The organism is Streptomyces sp. NPDC048370, assembly GCF_043200825.1.
In the GTDB taxonomy this organism is placed as follows: domain Bacteria; phylum Actinomycetota; class Actinomycetes; order Streptomycetales; family Streptomycetaceae; genus Streptomyces.
This window is the reverse complement of record NZ_JBICYI010000002.1, coordinates 542,767-563,437: the sequence shown is the minus strand read 5'-3', so window position 1 is coordinate 563,437 and position 20,671 is coordinate 542,767. Positions and strand designations below refer to the sequence as shown.

At 70.1% G+C, this 20,671-nt stretch carries 18 protein-coding genes and 1 pseudogene; 4 read left to right on the top strand and 15 right to left on the bottom strand.

Going from position 1 to position 20,671, the window contains the following annotated elements:
• Positions 1 to 112 precede the first annotated feature (112 nt).
• From ACGFYP_RS06180 to ACGFYP_RS06150, 7 genes are all read right to left on the bottom strand, one after another.
• The gene (locus ACGFYP_RS06180; protein ID WP_393486934.1) at positions 113 to 1,264 is read right to left on the bottom strand and encodes an XdhC family protein; all 1,152 of its coding nucleotides are present in this window, start codon (positions 1,262 to 1,264) and stop codon (positions 113 to 115) included.
• Between the two features lie 163 nt (positions 1,265 to 1,427).
• A complete protein-coding gene (locus ACGFYP_RS06175) occupies positions 1,428 to 3,575 on the bottom strand; it encodes a xanthine dehydrogenase family protein molybdopterin-binding subunit (protein WP_393486931.1) in 2,148 nt (715 codons plus the stop codon).
• Complete coding sequence (locus tag ACGFYP_RS06170) at positions 3,575 to 4,549, bottom strand: FAD binding domain-containing protein (protein ID WP_393486928.1); 975 nt, start codon at positions 4,547 to 4,549, stop codon at positions 3,575 to 3,577. The genes ACGFYP_RS06175 and ACGFYP_RS06170 overlap by 1 nt, the downstream gene beginning before the upstream one ends.
• 4 nt (positions 4,550 to 4,553) lie before the next feature.
• Complete coding sequence (locus ACGFYP_RS06165) at positions 4,554 to 5,165, bottom strand: (2Fe-2S)-binding protein (protein ID WP_393486926.1); 612 nt, start codon at positions 5,163 to 5,165, stop codon at positions 4,554 to 4,556.
• Between the two features lie 123 nt (positions 5,166 to 5,288).
• Positions 5,289 to 5,864: a TetR family transcriptional regulator gene (locus ACGFYP_RS06160; protein ID WP_393486923.1), complete on the bottom strand. Its 576-nt coding sequence runs from the start codon at positions 5,862 to 5,864 to the stop codon at positions 5,289 to 5,291.
• 138 nt (positions 5,865 to 6,002) lie between these two features.
• On the bottom strand, positions 6,003 to 6,545 hold the full coding sequence (locus ACGFYP_RS06155) for an RICIN domain-containing protein (protein ID WP_393486921.1): 543 nt from the start codon (positions 6,543 to 6,545) through the stop codon (positions 6,003 to 6,005).
• A 442-nt stretch (positions 6,546 to 6,987) separates the two neighbouring features.
• A complete protein-coding gene (locus ACGFYP_RS06150) occupies positions 6,988 to 7,350 on the bottom strand; it encodes a hypothetical protein (protein WP_393486919.1) in 363 nt (120 codons plus the stop codon).
• A 701-nt stretch (positions 7,351 to 8,051) separates the two neighbouring features.
• Here ACGFYP_RS06150 and ACGFYP_RS06145 point away from each other — a divergent pair.
• Positions 8,052 to 9,350, top strand: coding sequence for a hypothetical protein (locus ACGFYP_RS06145; protein WP_393486917.1), 1,299 nt, complete (start codon positions 8,052 to 8,054; stop codon positions 9,348 to 9,350).
• 134 nt (positions 9,351 to 9,484) lie between these two features.
• Here ACGFYP_RS06145 and ACGFYP_RS06140 read toward each other — a convergent pair whose 3' ends face one another.
• From ACGFYP_RS06140 to ACGFYP_RS06105, 8 genes and pseudogenes are all read right to left on the bottom strand, one after another.
• Entirely contained in the window at positions 9,485 to 10,495 is a 1,011-nt protein-coding gene (locus tag ACGFYP_RS06140; protein WP_393486915.1) for a transporter, read from the bottom strand.
• Positions 10,492 to 11,388: an ABC transporter ATP-binding protein gene (locus ACGFYP_RS06135; protein WP_393486913.1), complete on the bottom strand. Its 897-nt coding sequence runs from the start codon at positions 11,386 to 11,388 to the stop codon at positions 10,492 to 10,494. Before ACGFYP_RS06135 ends, ACGFYP_RS06140 begins: the two co-directional genes overlap by 4 nt.
• Positions 11,385 to 11,789, bottom strand: a complete 405-nt coding sequence (locus ACGFYP_RS06130; protein WP_393486912.1) for a GntR family transcriptional regulator — start codon at positions 11,787 to 11,789, stop codon at positions 11,385 to 11,387. Before ACGFYP_RS06130 ends, ACGFYP_RS06135 begins: the two co-directional genes overlap by 4 nt.
• Before the next feature lie 484 nt (positions 11,790 to 12,273).
• A complete protein-coding gene (locus tag ACGFYP_RS06125; RefSeq protein ID WP_393486910.1) occupies positions 12,274 to 13,227 on the bottom strand; it encodes an immunity 49 family protein in 954 nt (317 codons plus the stop codon).
• Positions 13,228 to 13,291: 64 nt separating this feature from the next.
• A complete protein-coding gene (locus ACGFYP_RS06120) occupies positions 13,292 to 14,581 on the bottom strand; it encodes a cytochrome P450 (protein ID WP_393486908.1) in 1,290 nt (429 codons plus the stop codon).
• A 91-nt stretch (positions 14,582 to 14,672) separates the two neighbouring features.
• Positions 14,673 to 15,566, bottom strand: coding sequence for a geranyl diphosphate 2-C-methyltransferase (locus tag ACGFYP_RS06115; RefSeq protein WP_361963333.1), 894 nt, complete (start codon positions 15,564 to 15,566; stop codon positions 14,673 to 14,675).
• Positions 15,567 to 15,580: 14 nt separating this feature from the next.
• Positions 15,581 to 16,696: pseudogene (locus tag ACGFYP_RS06110) on the bottom strand (family 2 encapsulin nanocompartment cargo protein terpene cyclase); the annotation flags it as partial.
• A 119-nt stretch (positions 16,697 to 16,815) separates the two neighbouring features.
• Positions 16,816 to 18,228, bottom strand: a complete 1,413-nt coding sequence (locus ACGFYP_RS06105; protein ID WP_393486905.1) for a family 2B encapsulin nanocompartment shell protein — start codon at positions 18,226 to 18,228, stop codon at positions 16,816 to 16,818.
• Positions 18,229 to 18,643: 415 nt separating this feature from the next.
• Between ACGFYP_RS06105 and ACGFYP_RS06100 the strand changes: the two genes are divergently transcribed.
• The 3 genes from ACGFYP_RS06100 (at position 18,644) to ACGFYP_RS06090 (ending at position 20,572) form a co-directional block, all read left to right on the top strand.
• Entirely contained in the window at positions 18,644 to 19,120 is a 477-nt protein-coding gene (locus ACGFYP_RS06100; RefSeq protein WP_393486902.1) for a hypothetical protein, read from the top strand.
• A gap of 79 nt (positions 19,121 to 19,199) precedes the next feature.
• Positions 19,200 to 19,790 (top strand): RNA polymerase sigma factor, encoded by a 591-nt coding sequence (locus ACGFYP_RS06095; RefSeq protein WP_393486900.1) that lies wholly within the window; start codon positions 19,200 to 19,202, stop codon positions 19,788 to 19,790.
• Positions 19,787 to 20,572, top strand: a complete 786-nt coding sequence (locus ACGFYP_RS06090; RefSeq protein ID WP_393486897.1) for a hypothetical protein — start codon at positions 19,787 to 19,789, stop codon at positions 20,570 to 20,572. The genes ACGFYP_RS06095 and ACGFYP_RS06090 overlap by 4 nt, the downstream gene beginning before the upstream one ends.
• Positions 20,573 to 20,671 lie beyond the last annotated feature (99 nt).

Genomic DNA, 20,671 nt, shown 5'->3' with positions numbered 1-20,671 from the left:
CGCGTACGCGGCCCTGACGCGGCGGAGTTCGCGCCGCCAGCCCGGGGCGGGGATTTCGGAAGGGCCAAGTGCGCTCAACCGCCATGAGCGTCACGGTCGGATTGCACCGGCCCTAAGCGACCTCGCCGATCCTTCGTGCAGGGCCCCTCGCCCCGTCGTGGTGGATCGGTGTGTGGGCTCCTCTCAGTGAGACGCCGGAGCCGCCGCGCCGGGCGGCCACGATCTCCGCCGCGATCGAAAGGGCCGTCTCCTCCGGTGTCCGTGCGCCCAGGTCGAGTCCGATGGGTGAGCGCAGGCGGGCCAGTTCCAGTTCGGTGACGCCGGCTTCCCGAAGGCGCTCGTCGCGTTCCAGGTGGGTGCGGCGCGAACCCATGGCGCCGACGTACGCCACGGGCAGCTTCAGCGCCCTCTCAAGCAGGGGTACGTCGAACTTGGCGTTGTGGGTGAGGACGCACAGCACCGTCCGCGAGTCGAGCGGCGTCGCCTCCAGGTAGCGGTGCGGCCAGTCGACGACGACCTCGTCCGCCTCGGGGAAGCGTTCCCTCGTAGCGAAGACGGGGCGGGCGTCGCACACGGTCACGTGGTGGCCGAGGAGTTTCCCGACCCTGACGAGCGCCGACGCGAAGTCGATCGCCCCGAAGACGATCATGCGGGGAGCGGGGACGCTGGACTCGACGAGGAGCGTCAGCTGCCGCCCGCAGCGCGAGCCGTCCTCGCCGATGACGATGTCTCCGGTCTGCCCGGCGTCCAGCAGGGCGCGGGCCTCGCCGGCTGCCGCCCGGTCCAGGTCCGGGTGGTCGCCGAGCCCGCCCTCGTACCTGCCGTCGGGGTGTACGAGAAGGGCGCGTCCGAGCAGTTGGGGCGGCCCCTCGGCGACGCGGACCAATGCCGCCGGCGATCCTTGCGCGGCGGCGGCGCAGGCCGCGGTGAACACCGCGCGGGCGGGCGACTGGGCCAGGACCGGCGTGACGAGGATGTCGATGATGCCGCCGCAGGTCAGGCCGACGGCGAAGGCGTCCTCGTCGCTGTAGCCGAAGCGCTCGACGACGGTGGTGCCGTCTTCGAGGGCCTGCCGGCACAATTCGTAGACCGCGCCCTCCACACATCCGCCGGAGACCGACCCGATGGCCGTGCCGTCACTGTCGACGGCGAGGGCCGCGCCCGGCTGCCGGGGTGAGCTGCCGTTCGTGGCCACGACCGTGGCGACGGCGAACTCACGTCCCTGTCGGGCCCACCGGTCGAGCTCTTCGGCGATGTCCAGCATCGCGGTCTCCTTCGCTGGGGGACTCAAGGAATCAGGGATGTGTGTACGTGAAGGACGGCAGGACGGCGGTCGAGAACGCGCCGCCGCCCGCCGGTTCATCGATGGGGCTCTCGCTCGAACCCGTGCCGCTCGCGCCACAGCGCCGCGAGGCCGTCCATCGACGTCAGAGCAGTGCCTCGGGACGAATCGGCAGGTCCGTCAGGCGTTTGCCCGTCGCGTTGAACACCGCGTTGCCGATGGCGGGCGCCACCCCGACGATGGTGATCTCACCGAGTCCCTTCACACCGATCGGATCGGCCTGCGGGTCCTCGGTGTTGATGAAGGCGGCGTCGAGGTCGGGGACGTCCGCGTTCACCGGCACGAGATAGTCGGCGAGGCTCGCGTTGACGATGCGGCCGTCGCGGTGGTCGGTGACGGTGCCTTCGAGGAGGGCCATTCCGATGCCGCCGACCATGCCGCCGATGGCCTGGCTGTGGGCGAGTTTGGGGCTGATCACCCGCCCTACGTCGTACACCGCGAAGATCCGCCGGACGCGGACCAGGCCAAGCAGGGGATCGACGGAGACTTCGGCGAAGACGGCTCCGTAGCCGTAGGTGGAGATCCTTGAATCGGCGTCGCCCGGGCCCCAGTTGCCAGTGGTCTCGAGGCTGGGCAGACCAGCGCGGCGCAGGATGTCCCGGTAGCTGTCCCGGGCTCCTGCGCCGACGGCCGACAGGTAGCCCTCACGGGCGTGCACATCCGCCGGATTCGCGCCGTGGAGCGGCGAGTCGGGGTCCGCCACCGCCCTGCGGATGAACTCCGCCTTCAGCGCGTTGCAGGTGGTGTGCGCGGCCGAGCCCACGCTCGCCATGGTGCAGGCCGCCGCGTGCAGGGGCGCGGTGGGGTAGCTGGAGTCGCCCAGCCTGAAGGTGACCGCCGAGGCGGGCAGCCCCAGGGCGTCCGCGGCGACCTGCATGACCGACGTGGTGGTGCCGGGGCCCATGTCTCCGGTGGCCGCGAAGACTTCGGCGGTGCCGTCGGCGTTGATCCGGGCGCGTGCGCTGGAGTCGCGCCGGTTGTTGTGGTAGCTGGCGGTCGCCATCCCCATGCCGATCAGCAGGTCGCCCTCCGTGCGCGCGCCCGGCTTGGCGCGCCTCCGGGACCAGCCGAAGCGGCGGGCGCCGGTGTCGTAGCACTCGCGCAACTTCCGTGTGGAGAAGGGGAGTCGGGAGACCTCGTCCCGGGTCGGCTCGTTGCGCAGCCTCAGCTCGATGGGGTCTACGGCCAGTTCGTGCGCGAGCTGGTCCATCGCGGTTTCCAAGGCGAAGGAGCCGAGCGCCACGCCAGGCCCTCGCATGGAGGCCGGAGAGTGGACGTCGACGGGCGTGACCCGGTAGGCGGTACGGGTGTTGGGGACGCCGTAGAGGAACTGCGGCAGGTCGGTCAGGCCGTCCGTGTAGGTCCGATAGCGCGCGTTCTCGATACGGACCTCGTAGACGAGAGCGCTGACGCGCCCGGCCGTACTGCTGCCGAGGGCCATCCGGTGCCGGCTGGCCGGTCGGAACCCGGTGCCGTAGTAGAACTGACGCCTGGTCAGAACCACCTTGACGGGCCTGTCGACCTCGCGCGCCGCGAACGCGGCCAGGATGACATGGTCGTAGGTCTGGATTCCGCTGCCGAACCCTCCGCCCACGAACTCGCTGTGCACGCGTACGTCGCCGACGGCGATGCCGAGCGCGCCGGCCACGTTGCGCGCGGCGCCCTGCACCCACTGGGTCTTGTCCCAGAGCGTCAGCCGTCCGTCCTGCCATCGGGCGATGGTCGAGGGCAGTTCGATGGGGTTGTGGTTCTCCCGGGCGCTGGTGAGTTCCAGGTCCACCTTCACCTGCGCCGAACTCAGCGCGCCCGCCGGGTCGCCGCGGCTGTAGTCGGGCTCGTCCTCGGGTGTCTGCGACGGGGCCTTCGGATCGTCGAAGTCGGTGACCGCGTCCTGCCGCTCATACGTCGCTTCGACCAGAGAGGCGCCATGGGTCGCCGCCTCCAGACTCTCCGCGACGACGACCGCGACGGGCTGGCCGTAGAAGGCGAGCCGATCGACCGGGTGGGCCAGCCGCAACTTGCCGAAGTCGGTCAGGACGCGCAGGACGCCCGGGTGGCCGAGCGCCGCGTCCACCGAGATCCGGCTCACCGTGCCACGGGCCACCGTTCCGTTGACGATCACGCCGTACAACAGGCCTTCGATACGGTGCTCGGCCGCGTAGGTGGCCGCGCCGGTCACCTTGCAGCGGGCGTCGACGCGGGAGAGCGGCTGCCCGACGACGGTCTTCGCCATCACCGTCCTCCGATCGTCATGAGCTGGCGGCGTACGGTCCGTTCGACCAGCCGCACCTTGAAGGCGTTCTCCGACAGCGGTACGGCGCCCTCGGCCGCGAGGGCCGCGGCATCCGTCCACGTCCGGCGCCCCGGCCGCTTGCCGACGAGTGCCTCCTCCACCTTGGGCAGCCGCCACGGCACGGTCGCCACACCGCCGACGGCCACCCTGGCGTCCCGCACCACGCCGCCCCTGATGTCCAGCGCCACCGCCGCGGACGCGAGGGCGAACTCGTAGGACTGTCGATCGCGGACCTTCAGATATCCCGAGCGGCGCGTGTGCGCTCCCGCGGGGACGGTCAGGGAGGTGATGAGTTCGCCCGGCCGGAGCGACTGCTCGTTCTGGGGCGTGTCTCCGGGGCGGAGGAAGAAGTCCTGGACCGGGATGGAGCGGGTTCCGGCGAGGCTGCGTACCTGGATCACGGCGTCCAGAGCCACGAGGGCAACTGCCAGGTCGGAGGGGTGAGTTGCCACGCAGTGAGTGCTCGTCCCCAGGATCGCCTGCATACGGTTGTCACCGTGCAGGGCATCGCAACCCGAGCCCGGGTCACGGCGGTTGCAGGCGGAGTGGACATCCCGGAAGTACGGACAACGGGGCCGCTGCATGATGTTGCCCCCGATGGAGGCCATGTTGCGCAGCTGAGCCGATGCGCCGAGTTCGAGGGCCTGCGAGAGAACGGGGTACGTGGCGCGCACTTCCGGATGCGCGGCGAGCTCGCTCATCCGGACCAGGGAACCGACGTGCAGCCCGTGTCGGGTGACGGTGATGTCCTTGTACGGCAGCCCGTTGATGTCGACCACGTGCGCGGGGCGCTCGACGGTTTCCCGCATGAGGTCGACCAGCGTGGTCCCGCCGGCGATGTAACGGCCGTCGCGGGCACCGGCATTGAGCGCGGCGGTGGCGGTGGACACCCGGCTGAAGGCGAAGGGATACACGCGGTCATACCTCCTTGGCCGTCTGCTCGATGGCGGAGACGATGTTCGTGTACGCCCCGCACCGGCACAGGTTGCCGCTCATCCACTCGCGGATCTCCTCCCGGGAGCCGGTGTGGCCCTCGGCGATACAGGCGACGCCCGACATGACCTGCCCCGGCGTGCAGTAGCCGCACTGAAGGCCGTCGTGGTCGATGAACGCCTGTTGCAGCGGGTGCAGTCGCTCGCCCCGGGCGAGCCCCTCGATCGTGGTGACGCGCGCGTCCTGGTGCATCACGGCGAGGGTGAGACAGGCGTTCACCCTCCGGTCGTCCACGAGCACCGTGCAGGCTCCGCAGGCGCCCTGGTCGCAGCCCTTCTTCGTGCCGGGGAGGTCCAGGTGCTCGCGGAGGAGGTCGAGGAGTGAGGTGCGGTTGTCGACCTGGGCGGTGCGCTGCTCGCCGTTGACTGTCAGGCGAACGGTGGAGAGCCGGTCGGCCGGCGCGGGTGTGACCGGCGAGGGTGTGGCTGTGGGCAGGCGTTCTGCGGGCAGCAGGGGTAGACCGGCCGCCGCTGCCGACGCCGCGACGAAGGTTCGTCGTTTGAGCGTGGTTGCCTCGTCGAACAACGTTTCCGACATGCGTGATGCACCCTCTCGGTCGAACACGTGGCAAGTGATGACACCGGGTGTCATCGTAACAGTGATGACACCCGGTGTCATGGGTGACGAGAGGGTCGCGCCAAGGAGTGGCGTGCCTGTGGCTTACGGCGCGAGCGGGGCCGCGACCGTGGCCCTGAGCTCCTCAACGGATTCACGTAGCAGGGTGTGCAGGTCCTGGGTCTCCGGACCCTCGATCCAGCATTCGCGCGCGGCTCTCCATGCGGCGGCACCCGCCGCGGCCGTAAGGAAGGCGGTCCGCGGCGCGACACCGCGCTCGCGCAACGCCTCGGTCACGGCCGCACTGGTCGCGGCGAACTTGGTCAGCTCTCGTTCCCGAAGCTCCGGGTTGGCCAGGATGACGGCTCGGCGACGCCGGGCGCCCGCATGTCCGGAGGTCACCATGTCGACAGCGGCGCCGTACCCTTCCAGGACGACGGCGAGCGGCGAGAGGTCGGCCGGCGCGGCGGCCATGGCGTCGACGATCGTCCGGTGGATCCGAGCCGAGAGCGGGAACAGCACCTCGCGCTTGTCCGGGAAGTAGCGGAAGAACGTACGCTTCGTCAGACCGGCCCGCTCGGCGATCTCGGCGACCGTGGTGTCCTCGAAGCCACGCTCCTCGTACAGCTCGAGCGCGGCCCGCGACAGTCGGCCCGCTGCGTCCGGCATCCATCTACCCATGTCGCTCATCCTAGTGATGACACTCAATGTCATCGGATATACGGCGATGGCGTCTGGGCCTGCGGTTCTCTTCGTCGGCACAGTGGCTGCGGCTCTGCGGCCGGATGCCGGCGTCCACGCCGAGGCGGTGACAGCGACCTACTTGGCGTGCCGAATGGTCCAGGCCTGGTTGGAGCCGCCGTGGCAGGGCCAAATTTGCAGATGAGCCCCTGGTTGTGGGGTGCCGGATGGGCTGTGGATGTCGAGGCATTTGTCGCTATGGGCAGAGCGGATCTCCCATTTGTTGTCGCTGCGATGCCAGAGATACCACTTCTGGTTGATGTTTCCGGTGCACCGGAATTGCTGGACTCTCGTGCCGTTCTTTGTGCTCCCCCACTCCACGTCCAGGCATTTCCCACTGTGCTTCGCCACGATGTCGAAACGGTTCCGATAGACGTTTCCGTCGCCAGTGCGAGGCGCTTGGAAGCGGAACTTCTGGTTGTCCCCGAAGTGCCTGCCCCACACGCCCAGCTTTATCTCGTCGGCGGTGCTTGCTGCGAATACGTCCACCACCAGAGGATGTTTGGGATCCGTGCCCCCGCTGGTGATCGTGTACGCACCGCTTCCGTCCCAGTTGAAGGGGTGCAGGACGGTGCGGGTTTCGGGGTCCCGGCTGGCAGTTCCTGCCCATCCGTAGGCCACGTGCGCGTTCTGCCGACGCGTTCTGCCGACGCGTGCGGCTGTACGATGCGTTGTTGACGCATAGCTTATGGCCGGGAACAGCGTAGCGGTGCCTGTATCCGTTCAGGCACTCACCTGCGCTAATCGTGTTTTCTGTGATTGGCTGTCAGGGAGTCTGCTGGCGGGCGCTCGCCCACCCATCCCCTTTGTCTGCGTTCGGAGAGAACTCCGACGCCCCCGGGGACACTCCCATTTTGGCATCGCCCTCGGTGGGGTGCCCTGTTGAACGGGGGCCACCGTCGTCTATTGGGCCGGCCCCGTAGCCCGCGTCGCCGACGGGCACCTCGGCCGGCATCCGGAGCGCGTCGTATGCGGAGGAACGGCGCGGCCACCCACGGGTGACCGCGCCGCTCCCTGCCGTGTCAAGGTTCCTGCTATGCGGCGCCGCCCTCGTGAGGGTGATTCAGCACCTGATGTAGCCCATGCCCGCCCCGACGAATGTGCGCCCAGCCGCGGCGCCGATGTCGACCGGGCTGTTGTCGTCCTTGGGCCCGGCCCAGTTTGAGTTCACGGTTCCTCCGGTGCCCGAGAGGTACCCCATGACGAGCGGGCACCGTCCGTCCGACTTGGTGTCGTAGACGGTCCCGACGACCCTGGTGTTGCCGTCGCAGAAGGCGATCCAGGCATATCCCTCGGCGCTGGAGATCCTGGTCTGAGGCCCGCAGGCGCTCGCGCCGGCGGGGGCGGCTGTCGCGGTTCCCACCGTTGCGGTCGCGGCCAGCAGCATCGCCCCACCGAGCACTGCGGCGAACTTCTTGAGGATCATGGAATCTTTCCCCATTTCGCATGTTGAGGTGAATGACGGGGGAATCCGATCACGGAATCTGACGCTCCATCGCGAAAGGTGGTGTGAATGGCCAGATGCGGCTGCCGTGATGTGGTGCCCGGCCGACGCGTGCCCAATGACGCGGTGACCGTGGAGACTTCTCCGCGGCTGACTTTCAGGCCGTACCCCACGTCGGGCAATGAACTGCCGTCGTGGTGGGGCGCGGAGGATGAGAAGCCCAGGCTGACCTGGATGTCGCACGCCGTCAGCCCGTGAACCTGCCTGACGGCGTCCAGGAGCGCGTGGCGGGATCGCTCCCAGTAGCCGCCGAAGCCCCAGGTCGGAATCCGCCACGCCACACCCATCTCGGCCAGGCCGCAGAGTCGGAAGAGCCTGGGCGGGGCCGGATCACCGGCCCGCCTGCCCTCCCTCCACCTTCACGCCCCGAAGGTCCTACCGCGGGAGCCACGCACCGCCGGCAAGAAGCCCGGCCGCCGCGGTGACGAGCGTGACAAGTCGGTACGGAACGCGCTGGACGACGAGGCGGACGCCGCCACACCTGATCTCCAGGAACGGGCGGGGCACCTGAGGCGTGCGAGGGGATGTGGAGGGCATGGCATGCTCCGTTTGAGTTGACGGTGGCCTTGTGTTCGGCTGGCATCAGCAAATCGCCGGCACCGGCAGTTGCAACACTCCGCAATTTGATCGAGAGCGTGCCGCCGAGCGGCCGCTTCGCAGTCGGCAGGGAGGGTGCAGTGGAGGAAACACCGCCGCCGGGAGGGCGCAACCGCCACCGAGGCCTGGCAAAGCTGAACAAGCTGAACGAGCTGGAGACCGCGGAGAAGAGGCTGGCCGAGTACCTGCGCGAACTCCGCGATCAGCTGGGCATCACCTCCAAGGAGTTGGGCGCGGCGCTCACGGAGAAGGACCCGGAGGCCAAGGTCAGCGAGTGGCAGCTCTCGCGGTATCTGAGCGGCTCGACGCTGCCGAAGCTCTCCTTGATCGGCCGCATGCACGAGCTGTTGTCCCAGCGCACCGGCCGGCCCCTGGACGAGGACGCGGTGCAGGCGGGGCGGGCGTTGGTCATCGCGGCGGCCGAGGCCAAGGGGCCGCTCATGGCCCGGGAGATCAAGCTCGAAGCGGCGATCGAAGACCTGAGCAACCAACGAGCCCAAGCGGCGGAGGAGCTGTCACAGTTGCGCGGGGCCGTCGCCGCCGAACGGCTCCACCTCGATGAGCTGGAGCAGGAACTGCGGGGCATGTCCGAACAGGCGCAGCGCGAGCGCCGGGAGATCACGGAGGAGCAGGAGGAGATCCGGCAACGCATTGCGCATCTGGAGGACTCCGTCCGCCAACACGAGGCCGTTCTGCGCCTGGTGCAGCAGGAACGCTCCCACGTCGACTCGATGCTGGCCGCCACGGGCAGGGAGGTCGAGCTGTGGCGGCGCCACGAGGCCGCTCCGGCCTCGGTGGCTGAGCCCAGGTCCACCGCGAGAGGGACCGCCGAGGCGATCATCACGCTTCGTGAGCAGGGGAGCGACGGGCCGGCGGATGCGTTGATCGCCACGTATGTCGCACGGGCCTCTCCCGTCGAACTCGCAGAGCTGTCGCGGGAGTTCCCTCGCACCGAGCGTCCTCTTGAGAACCGGCGGCTTCTCAAGGCAATCGCCACGTTTCGTCCGGCGAGAGAAGTTCTGGGCTTCGTCGTGCATCCGCGTTACAGCGATGTCCACTCGACCTTCCACGACTTCGAAGGCCTGCTGGAGGCGGCTGGCCACTACGCCCCGTTCGACGAACTGGTCCTCCTGGCCAAGCTCTTCGAAGAGACCAATCACCCGCGCAAGGTGCAGGAACTGGCCCGAGCTGTCGAGGAGAACCGCCCCGAGCAGCAACTGGAGGACCTGCGCAAACGGGGTCTGCCCGTACGTCGGCCGCCGAGCAGCATCCCGCCGCAGCCACAGCCGGTGCTTCCGGACAAGCGCCGGTTCTGGCAGCGTTGACTGTCGGTTCGTGACAGCCGTTGCGCGAGGCCGTACGGCAGGCACTCATCCCGCTTGCTCCTGTCGACGCCGTGAGGGGCAGCCGGGGCCCGGCTGCCCCTCACGGCTGCTCCCGTAGCGGGGGCTGGTGTCCGTCAGGTCACTCGGCGGCGGATCCACCAGGTGCAGAACCCGGTCAGGGCCAGGGCGAGGCCGACGTAGAGACCGGCCTCGGCCCATTGGAGGGCCCAGAAGTTGCCGGCGGGCTGGTACGTCATCTGCTGCTTGTAGCCCAGGGCGCCGAGGTCGGCGAGGCAGCGCTCGAATTGCTGCAGGGCCGGCGGGCCCGACTCGGTGTGCAGGCAGTCGGCGAAGGACGACGGCACCGTGGTCGGCTGACCGGCGGCGTTCAGTGTCTGTTGGGAGATGACCCAGGACCCGGGCACATCTTCGAGGTGCGCGACGATCTGTTTGGCGCCGTCCTGGATGCTGATGGGAGCGCCGCCGGGCTCGATCGGCAGGGTGGTTCGGTCCGTGGCGGCCAGGTGGGGCCGGATCCACATCGGCACGGCGATCTGGACGGCGGCGTAGAGGGCGAACGTGGTGGCCATCGCGGGCAGGGTGCGGCGGATGACGAGGCCGAGGGCGACGCCCAGGACGAAGGCGAAGGCGGCGTGGGCCATGGGGACGACACCCCGTGCGGCGAAGGCCACGGGGTCGAGCCGCGGGAAGTACGTGTCCGTCGCGCCGCCGCCGTTGACAGCCCGGTCGATGGGGCTGCTCCACCAGCTCACCGCGAGGCTGGTCAGTCCGGCAGCGGTCATGGAGGCCGCCGCGCCAAGGCCCAGCTTGGTCGCCAGCCAGCGCGTGCGGGTGACGCCCTGGTTCCACGCGAGGTAGTGGGTACCGGTCTCCAGCTCACGGGAGATCAGCGGCGCGCCCCAGAACATCCCGATGACCGCCGGCACGGCGAGTACGGCCAGCAGTCCGGCGTAGTAGAGGGTCTGGTCCGAACTGGAGACCTGGTCCACCAGGCTGCTGCCCGCGGTGCGGTAGAGGTCGGACAAGTGCGGGCCGGTGACCGCGAGGGTGGCGGCGAGTACGGCCACCGCGGCGAACATCACGGCGGCGTGGGTACGGAACTGGCGCCAGGTCAGCCAGATCATCGGAGTACCTCCAGTGCGGGCCGGGTGTCACGTACCGCGTCGGCGGGCCGGGTCATGTAGGCCAGGACGATGTCTTCCAGACCGAGCGGGCTGACGGTCCAGGACGGGTCGTGGACCGCGGTGTCGGTGCGCACCAGGAGCGTGGTCTGCCGGTCGGTGTGGCTGGCGGTGATGACGTGCTGACCGGCCGGGAGCGTGTCCGGGGCCCGGCGCGGTCCGGTGAGCCGGTGGTGGCAGGCGACCAGGTCGTCGATGTCACCGGCGACCTGCACCCGGGAGTCGACCAGGACGATGACGTAGTCGCAGGTCCGCTCCACGTCGGAGACCAGGTGGGAGGAGAGGACGACGCTCAACTCGTGCTCGGCGACGGCCTCCATCAGGTCCTGCATGAACTCTCGTCGGGCGAGCGGGTCCAGCGCCGCGACCGGCTCGTCCAGGATGAGCAGCTCCGGGCGCTTGGCGATGCCCAGAGTGAGGGCGAGCTGCGCGCGTTGGCCGCCGGACAGCTTGCCGGCCCGCTGCTTCGGGGCCAGCCCGAGGCGACGGATCCGGTCGCGCGCCACGACGTCGTCCCAGTTCGGGTTGAGGCGCCTGCCGAAGTCGAGGTGGTCGGCGACGCTCAGCGCGGCGTAGATCGGGGTGTCCTGGGCGACGAAACCGACCTTCGCCAGCTGTTCCACACCCGCAGCGGGACGACCACCGCACACCTCGATGGTGCCGGCCGACGGCGTCAGCATGCCGGAGGCCAACTTCAACAAGGTCGACTTGCCGGCGCCGTTGGGGCCGACCAGACCCACCACCCGGCCCGCGGGGACGTCCAGGTCGCAGTTCTGCAGCGCCCAGCGCTGCTTGTACCTCTTGCCCAGGCCCTGAGCTCGCATGACGGCGCTCACGCTACGTCCTCTCCGGCGGCCTTACGAAACGTGTTCACGAACAGCGCCTCGATGCTCTCGTCGTCGAGCCCGGCCAGCCGGGCCTTGGTCAGCCAGCGCTGCAGGTCCTTCTGAAGAGGCCCGTGCGCGGCGAGCGAGGCGTCGGCCAGCGTGCGGGTCACGAATGTGCCCACGCCGGGGCGGGCGGCCACCAGGCCGTCGTGCTCCAGCTCCCGGTACGCCTTGAGCACCGTGTTCGGGTTGACCGCCATCTGCCTCGCCACGTCCTTGACCGTCGGCAGCCGGTCTCCCTCCTTCAGCAGCCCCAGGCGCAATGCGTGCCGAACCTGCTGGACCAACTGCTGGTACGGGGACAGGCCGGACCGGCTGTTCAGGTGGAACTCAATCACCGGTTCCTCCATTTACCTAGTTGCCTAGCACTATAGACCTCTACGTCGGCCGTGAGGCAAGGCTTTCATCGCGGGCGCCGGCTCCGCCGGGCGCCGAGGGGGCCAACCGCGCATGGTTGGCACCCGCCAGGCCTCGCTCGGGTGTCGAGAGACGACCGCCTGCCGACACGTGAACCTGTGATGACGAACCCGCAGGTGGGTACTGTCGAAAGCCCGAGTCGGAAATCAACGTCGGTGAACGCACGACCGATTGATTTCGCCGCGCCGTACGGCCGGGGCGCTCGCGGCGGCCCGGCCGCAGGGCCCGGGCCGCCGGCCCACCCGCTGTGCTGCCTCGGCTGGGGCCCGCGCCGGCTGCCCGGTCACTACGGGGGCCGTCATGCTCGCGGCCCCGGCCGAGGACGTGCCGCTGCACCGGTACATGCCGGGCTCTCTGCTCGTCGAGTCCGCCCCGGCCGCGGCGGTCCCGGGCGCCCATGGCGCCCCCGCACCGCGCCTACTTCGCGGACCAGAGCCCGAGGTTGTTCCGGCCCGCGTCCGCCGCGCGCTGCAGGGCGTCCGAGGGGCCCAGGATGCCGTGCGGCAGGTACGCGGAGCGGACGTTCAGCTCCCAGCCGTGCACCTGGACGGCGAGCGCCGCCAGAGCGAGGGTGTCGAGCGGCAGCAGCGTGCGCGGTGCCGGGTCCGTGCCCACGCTCTCGCGGTGGACGGCGAGGCGGTCCGCCAGGGCTTGCTCGAAGGCGTGCTGGTCGTCGTCGAGCAGAACGCGCAGAAGTCGCTGATCCGGCGTCAGCGGCCCGGCCGCGTCGAGCCGCTCGGCAGCGTCGGCCCGCTCCCGCGGGTCCGGCTTGCGCAGCGGAACGGTCGGCCAGTCGCGGGGCAGGTGCCCGCTCGACTCGGTCACGTAGGCGCAGAGCGCCTCCATCGCGGCCATGTCGGCCGGCTCCGAGGTCGAGGTCAGCTTCGAGTACGGCACTCCGTCGCGAATCGCGGGGGCGAAGTCATCGCGCAACAGCAGTGCCGTGACCCGCTGCCAATCCCACACCAGTCCGCTGACCACGACGGCCGCGAACGTGTCCAACCACGTCCGGGCCGTGGGAGCCTCGTCGATGACGTCCCGGAACGCCAGCTCCTCGCTGGTCAACTCCTCGCGGACGAGCGAGAACTTGATCTCCTGGTCGCCGTCGGGGAAGCAGCCGAGGCTGATCACGCCCAACGAGCACTCCGCAGCCGTCAGCAGCGCGCGGCGCGAGAGCTCGTCGAGCCCGGGCTCCGTCAGCGCACGAGCGGCGACGTGATCGAGCAGCTCGTCGGCCATTCCCCGCAGGCGGTGGAGGTGGAAGCTGTCGTAACGCATGCTGTGCCACCTCCCGAAGGCCCGCCCATGGATGTCGTCGAGCGCCTCCGCCATGCGCCCCTCGCTCACCTCGTGATGCGCCACTTCCCGCACGAGTGCCGTCCTTTCAAGATCGATCAGCAGTCGGGCGGCACGCTATCAGCGGCCTCGGACAGCGCTACCGCAGTGTTGCGGGAGCCGGGCCGTCGGGCCGGACGGTGAGGCCGTACGAGGCGCCGGTCGGCGTCGAGCGGAAGTGCGGGACGTGGGCGGGCAGGAGGTGTTCGAGGAGGACGGTCGACTCCCGGAGCGCGAACTGCAGACCCAGGCAGGCCCGGGGCCCGATGCCGAACGGGAGATAGCTCCCAGGGTGTCCGGGCCGTCGACCTGGGGACGTGAAGCGCCCCGGGTCGAACCGCTCGGGGTCCTCCCAGATGTCCGGGTCCCGGTGCGTGAGGTACGGGCAGACCAGGACGTCGGTTCCGGCCTCGATCTCGTATCCGGCGAGGACGTCGTCCTCCGTCGCGCAGCGGGGCAGTACCCAGGCCGACGGGTAGAGCCGCAGCGTCTCGTGGACGAGCGCCTGGACGGCCTGCCGCCGTTCGGGCGAGCCCTCGGCGCCCGCGGCGAGGGCCTGCTCCCGCGCCTGCGGGTTCCGGTCCAGGAGGAGGTGGAGCCAGGTCAGGGTGGTGGCGGTGGTCTCGTGGCCGGCGACGAGGAGAGTGACCAACTCGTCCCGGATCAGCCGGTCGGTGTATTCGGGGAGCCTGCCGGCCGCCTCGATCAGGACGTGCAACAGGCCAGGGCCGTCGGGCCCGGCCTCTCCGTCTCTTGCCGCCGCGATGGCACGGCTCGCCACGGCGTCGATGCGGGCCAGGTCGGCGGCGACGGCCCCCTGAGCGGCGACCGCATCGGTGGGCAGGCTGGGCAGCGCGGCCACCACGGCGGGCAGGGCGGCCAGTTCACGCTCCGTGTCGGGGTCGAGGGGATGCCCGGTCAGGGAGCGCCAGATGGTGTCCAGGGCGAAGCGGCGCATCTCGTCGCCGACGTCGAGGACCTGCCCGGTGCGGGCGTACGCGTCCCAGCGCACCGCGGCGGACCGGGCGGCCTCGCCGATCCGCTGCTCGTAGCGGCGCATGCCCCGGCCGGTGAACTGGGCCTGCAGCAGCTTCCGTTGCCGCTGCCACGCCTCGCCCGTCGCGGCCAGGACGCCGTCGCCGATCAGCAGCCGTGCGCGGTGCGAGCGCTTCACGTACCGGCCGGGGTGGAGCGCGAGCACGTGCTGCACGGCCTGCGGGTCGGTGACCAGGACGGTCGGCCGCGGACCGAGCCTGAACGCGGCGACACCGCCCAGCTGTTCGCGTGCCCGGGCGAAGAGGTCGACGAGTTCTCCGCCGTCCTTCTGCCACTGCTCGACGACTTCGGGTTCCAGTTCGGGGACGGAGCCTGGGCGGGCGGTGGTGGCCACGGGTCTGCTCCTGTTCGGCGGCTGGACGGTACGTGCGCGTCACGCACTGTAGGGGAGCGGGCGCACCGCCCGCTCCCCCACAGGTCGGGTTTCAGACGCGGTCGGCCGCGATCAGCACGTACTGGAACGAGCCGTCCTTGTACGAGTTGATGAACGCCTCCTCGATGCCGGTGACCAGCGACGACGTGGCCCGCAGCTCCCAGTAGGGCAGGGTCGCGGGCGTCAGGTCGACGACGGCCTGCGGTACGAGACGGTTGTCGGCCATGGCGCGCAGGTACTCACGGCGGGAGTGGATGTTGCACTCGAAGTGCGCGTTGATCTGGGAGACCCACTTCGAGGGCTGTCCGTAACGCGGGTTCCAGCAGCCGGTGATGGTCACGTAGCGACCGCCGACCTCCAGGACGCGGGAGTGCTCGGCGAAGAGGTCGTGCAGGTCGACGTACATGCTCGACTCGTTGTTCCACGAGGCCGCCGCCTGCCCCGTCTCGAACGGCGTGTCGAGCATGTTGCACACGCGCGCGTGGACGCTGTCCTCGATGCCGAGCTCACGGGCGCGCTGGTTGGCGAAGTCGGCCTGCGTGGCCGAGAGGGTGACGCCCTCGACCTTGCACCCGAACCGCTGGTGGGCCATGACCATCGAACCGCCCCGGCCGCAGCCGGCGTCCACGAGCGTGTCGTCACGCCCGATGGAGCCGAGGTTGTCCAGGAGGACCTCCGCCTGGGCGGACTCCAGGCGGTGGAGTTCGGCGATCAGCTTCTTCTCGTACGCGCTGTCCTCGGTGTCCCCGAGGGCGGCGTGGTCCACGTCGCCGATGCCGTAGTGGTGGTGGTAGAGCCCGTCGACGTCCCCGAGGCGCAGGTTCACGGGCCTGGCCTCGTTGTTCCAGTAACGGGCGATGTCTCCCTGGTAGGGCGTCGCCGGGGCCGGGATGAACGCGGAGGGGCCGTTGGCGGTGGTGACGGTGGAGAGTTCGGTGTTGGTCACAGATCGATCCGTTCTTACCAGAAATCGGGCAGGCTGTATCGGAAGGTGTTGGTCTGGTGCCAGTAGTGGTTGCCGTCGACCCACGCCGCCACGCCGTGCAGGAAGCGCAGGACGTTCGGGACGGGGCAGGCGACGGCCAGGTCGGCGGCCGCGTCCTCGAAGGCGTGCATGAGGTCGTTGTGGACCTCGACCGCCTTCAGGTAGGCGTCGCGCTCCGAGCACTCCTCGCGCTCGGCGATCACCACGGGCAGATTCAGGTGCAGGCCGGGACTCTTGAGCTCCTTGGTGTAGGAGTACAGGTCGTTGACGATGGTGGTCGCATTGCCGGCGAGCGCGATGACCCGTTGCATGGCGGGCTGCGCGTGCAGATCGGTCGGCAGTTCGTAGCCGCCGACGGTGTCGGTGATGGTGGGGCAGGGGCGGAAGTTGTTGAACTGGCGCATCGCCAGGTACTCCCACACCTCCGGGACGTGGTCCGTCTCGGCCCACGCGGCCTCGGCGAGGTACCCGAGGTGCAGCCGGGACATGTCGTGCCGGAAGCGGTCGGCCTGGGAGGGGGTGGACTGCTGGACGAAGTACTCCATCGCGGAGCGGTAGGCGCGTCGCGGGGCGTCCGCGTGGAGCGACTCGGCCCACTGCGGCTGGTAGTCCGCCGTCGTGTACAGGGGGTCCAGGGCGGTGTGCGCGAGGAGGAGGCGGCCCCCGAGGCCGATGGGCGACCCTCCGTGATCCTCGCAGTAACAGTCGTCGACCGCGTTCTCGGCGACCATCAGCCGCGTGGCGATCATGAGGTGGTCGACGGTCGGAGCGTCCGGATGGCAGGCGACCATGTAGCGCCCGACGGAGAAGCCGTCGAACTGGCCCTCCCACTCGTCGGGGAACAGCTCGACCTCTTCCACCGCCCAGTCCTTGATCCTGCGACTGACCTCCTCCACGAGCACCGGGTCGGGCTCGGCGACCGGGTGGTGGTAGAGGCCGGGGATCGGCCTTCCCGCCGCGGCTTCGCCCGGTTCGGCCGCTGTCGTCGGCGCCCCGGACGACGACGAAGGTGCCGGGGGCTCCCCGCGTCGGCTCGGATAGAGGCCCGACGTGCCCAGACCGGTGGGGCCGCGCAGGATCCGTTCCAGGGAAGAGAGGGCGGGGGAGAGCCCGGGATCGGGCATCCGAAACTCCTTGGTGGGGTGGGGGCTGTCGTCGCCGGTCGTCGGACGGAGCGTCTGTCGGACGGAGCGTCTGTCGGACGGAGCGTCTAGTGGTGCCTGCGGGCGATCTGTACGTTCTCCAGCACGCCGAGCGCGTTGGGCACGAGGATGGCGGCCGAGTAGTAGGCGGTGACGAGGTACGACATGATCGACTGCTCGTCGATGCCCATGAAGCGCACCGAAAGGCCCGGCTCGTACTCCTCCGGCAGGCCCGTCTGGCGCAGCCCGACGACGCCCTGGTCGTCCTCGCCGAGGCGCATCGCGAGGATCGAGCTGGTGTTCTCCCTGCTGATGGGGATCTTGTCGCAGGGCAGGATCGGGACCCCGCGCCAGGTGAGGACCTGACGCCCGTCGAGCTCGGCGGTCTCCGGGTAGAGCCCGTGGGCGTTCCACTCGCGCCCGATCGCGGCGATCGTCCGGGGGTGGGCGAGGAAGAGCTTGGTGCCCCGGCGGCGGGTGAGTAGCTCGTCGAGGTCGTCCGGGCTGGGCGGGCCGGAGTGGGGCTGGATCCGCTGCTTGTAGTCGGCGTTGTGGAGCAGACCGAACTCGCGGTTGTTGATCAGCTCGTGCTCCTGGCGCTCGCGCAGCGCCTCGATGGTGAGCCTGAGCTGCTCCTCGGTCTGGTTCATCGGCCCGTTGTAGAGGTCGGCGACCCTCGTGTGGACCTTCAGCACGGTCTGGGCGAGGGAGAGTTCGTACTCGCGCGGCTTGAGCTCGTAGTCGACGAACGCGCCGGGCAGCCGGGCCTCGCCCTTGTGGCCGGCGGACATCGCGATCTCGGCCTCGCCGTGGTGGTTCTGCCGTCGGCCCGGCAGTGAGCTGAACTGCCGGATGTGGAGCTGGAGATGGGGCGCCGCGGAGAGCACGGCGGCGAAGTCGGCGCGAGACAGGGTCAGCAGGGTGCCCGCGCTCTCGGCGGTGGCGGAGTAGTCCCAGCTGCCCTCGCCGTCCAGGAGGGCGTGTTCGCCGAACCGGTCGCCCTCGGCGAGCATGGCGACGGCGACCTCGTCGCCGTACTTGCCGACAGAGGTCTTGTTGATCCGGCCGCGGGCGATCAGATGGACCTGCCGGGCGGGTGTGCCGCGTTCGACCAGCACCTCGCCCGCCTGGAAGTCGCGCTGGACGCACCGGCCGGCGATCGCGGTCAGCACCTCCACGTCGTCGAAACCGCGCAGCAGGGGCAGTTCGCCGAGCTCCTGGGGGATCACCCGTACGTCGGGCCCGTCCTGGACGAACTCGATGCGCCCGTCGCCGACGGTGTAGCTCAGCCGTCGGTTCACCCGGTACGCGCCGCCCTTGGTGTCCACCCAGGGGAGCATCCGCAGCAGCCAGCGGTCGGTGATCTCCCGCATCTGCGGAACGGACTTGGTCGTGGTGGCAAGATTGCGGGCGGCCGCGGTGCTCAGGCTGGACTGGGGGGACGGCGGCGCCTCCGCTTCCGGGCCGGTCTCAACGGTCATCGGACGAGATCTCCTTAGGCGCGGCTGGTGATCGGCGTACGCGTACGCCGACGGGTGAGAGGGGGGTGGGGCGAGGGGTGGAAAGGGGGTCGAATCATCGGGAATCCGTCCGGAACCCGGTGAACAGTAGCTGCGGAATTGCCCTGGTCACCCCTTGATCCCGGGGGGATTACCTCGATGAAGTGACCTTCATTCGTACGGGGTTTATCCGGGCGAACGACGACATTCGAGCCACCTGACCGATATCGCCACCTGACCGGGAGCCGCCCGACCGGCCCTCACCCCCGGACCGGTACGTGTCAGGAGGTCGCGCCGTATGTGACTGGCGTCACGCTCTCGGGCCGTGATGAATCCGGGAGGGGAACCGCTTGATCATCCGGAGAACGTAGCCGGATCGGCAGGAGGGCGATGACGCATGGAGCGCGAAAGCGGGAGGCTGTACGCGGCCGACATGGGGCGCCTCGCGTCCGAGTTCGTCGAGCACGCCACGGCCAGGGCTCGGCTGCCGCTCGACTACAGCGCGGCGAGCCTGCGCATCGTCGACCGGCTCATCGACGGGCTGCGCCGCGGTGGGAGCGGCCGGGAGCAGGTGAGCGGTGCGTTGGTGGGGCTCGGCGCGTACGTGGGAGAGGTGCTGGTGCGCGAGGCCGGAGCGGTGTGGGTGGACCTTCCTCCCGAGCACTTCCTTCGGACCGTCTTCTCCCAACCTGTCGGGGTGAGGATGCCGGACGGTCGCGTGTGGAACCCGCTCGGCCGTACCGTGAACCGCTTCGAGGTCGGGGCGGAGGAATCCGTCGGTACGTACTTCCTCACGCTGCACGGCCGGAGACCGCGCCGCACGATAAGTCGGCTGGGGAGCGTCGCCGGTGGGGTGCCGACCGGCGCGTGCTGACGTTCTGACAGGATGGGCATGGTTCGGATCACGGCTATGACCGACGGTCACGTGTGCGTACGCGGGTCAAGGGGAACGTGTGGGGGAGGGGACGCGGCAGGCGCGCGACGCCGAGCTCGACGTGGAGCTCGGGACGGCCGTCGAGCGGGCGCGGGGCGGCGACGAGGCAGCCTTCGCGTACGTGTACCGCATCGTCCACCCCGGTCTGCTCGGGTACGTGCGAGGGATCGTCGGTGAGGACGCGGAGGACGTGGCGTCCGACGCGTGGCTGGAGATCGCCCGGGACCTCGGCCGCTTCCGCGGGGACGCGCTCGGGTTCCGCGGCTGGACCGCCACCATCGCCAGACACCGCGCGCTGGACCACCTCCGTCGGGTCCGCTCACGACCCCGCCCGGCCCGTCTCGAGCCGGACGTCCTGTCACTGCCCGCCACCGGGGACACCGCGGCCGAGGCGTTGGAGGCGCTCTCGACCGACGAGGTCCTCGCGCGGGTCGCGGAGCTTCCGCAGGACCAGGCCGAGGCCGTGCTCCTGCGGGTGGTGGTCGGCCTCGACGGCCCGACGGCCGCCCGGGTCCTGGGCAAGCGCCCCGGTGCGGTACGGTCCGCCGCACACAGAGGGCTGAGAAGGCTCGCGAAGGAACTGACGGGAAGAGGGAGGCCGAAGGAGTGACCGATGACCGGCGCCATGCCGCCCTGGAGCGGTCCTTGCGGGACGCCTTGCTCGTGAGCCCGGCAGCCACCGGCGACGACCCCGTGGATCGAGAGGGCGCGTCGCGGGCCCTCGCCGCCTTCCGTACGGCACGGGACACCGGGCTGCACGCGTCCCGTCCCACGCGCCGTCGTGACGACTGGACTCCTTCCCCGCGACGGCGCGGATCCGCGCGGTCGCTGAAGGCGGCACTGGCCGGGCTGTTCGCCAGTGTGACCCTGGGCGGCGTGGCGATCGCCTCCGGAAGCCTGCCCGGCCCCTTCCAGGACTCCCCGACCCCTGCTCCGGCACTGGCGCCGGAAGCGCGCGGCAGCAGTCCCGTGCCCGGCCCGTCGACGGCGGTTCCGCAGGACCCCTCGACGTCAGGTGTCCCCGGCCGTCCCGATGCTCCGACCGCGCTCCTCGACCCGAAGGAACGCGAGGCGCTGTGCCGATCGTTCGAGAAGCGCGAGTTCGAGAAGCGGGAGTCAGGGAAGCGCGAGTCCGAGAAGCGGGAGCTGGAGAAGAAGGACGGGGCCCGAGGTTCGCAGGCATGGCAGCGACTCGTGCGAGCGGCCGGCGGCGAGGAGAACGTTTCCGGCTACTGCGGGCCTGCCGGCGGAGCGGCACCATCCGGCCGGGGAGCCGGGGCCGGTGGGTCCGAGAAGGGCGGGCAGGGGGCTCTTCGGCCGACCGCTGCCACCGGTTCCGAACAGCCCCGCCCGGCGCACCCCTTGGGGAAGACCCGTACCGCCCAACCTTGAGAAGAGACCGGACGCCCCTGCGGCCGGTCCATGACGCCCATGAAGTCCTCGGGAAGGAAAGCCCTGGCCCGATGGCCGGGCGTGCCGTCGACATCGGCG

What these genes read in the sequence shown, in the direction of transcription:
- ACGFYP_RS06180 (WP_393486934.1), bottom strand. Translation starts at nt 1,264, where the DNA reads ATGCTGGACATCGCCGAAGAGCTCGACCGGTGGGCCCGACAGGGACGT.
- ACGFYP_RS06100 (WP_393486902.1), top strand. Translation starts at nt 18,644, where the DNA reads ATGGAGCGCGAAAGCGGGAGGCTGTACGCGGCCGACATGGGGCGCCTC.
- ACGFYP_RS06105 (WP_393486905.1), bottom strand. Translation starts at nt 18,228, where the DNA reads ATGACCGTTGAGACCGGCCCGGAAGCGGAGGCGCCGCCGTCCCCCCAG.
- ACGFYP_RS06165 (WP_393486926.1), bottom strand. Translation starts at nt 5,165, where the DNA reads ATGTCGGAAACGTTGTTCGACGAGGCAACCACGCTCAAACGACGAACC.
- ACGFYP_RS06140 (WP_393486915.1), bottom strand. Translation starts at nt 10,495, where the DNA reads ATGATCTGGCTGACCTGGCGCCAGTTCCGTACCCACGCCGCCGTGATG.
- ACGFYP_RS06150 (WP_393486919.1), bottom strand. Translation starts at nt 7,350, where the DNA reads ATGATCCTCAAGAAGTTCGCCGCAGTGCTCGGTGGGGCGATGCTGCTG.
- ACGFYP_RS06160 (WP_393486923.1), bottom strand. Translation starts at nt 5,864, where the DNA reads ATGGGTAGATGGATGCCGGACGCAGCGGGCCGACTGTCGCGGGCCGCG.
- ACGFYP_RS06175 (WP_393486931.1), bottom strand. Translation starts at nt 3,575, where the DNA reads ATGGCGAAGACCGTCGTCGGGCAGCCGCTCTCCCGCGTCGACGCCCGC.
- ACGFYP_RS06130 (WP_393486912.1), bottom strand. Translation starts at nt 11,789, where the DNA reads ATGGAGGAACCGGTGATTGAGTTCCACCTGAACAGCCGGTCCGGCCTG.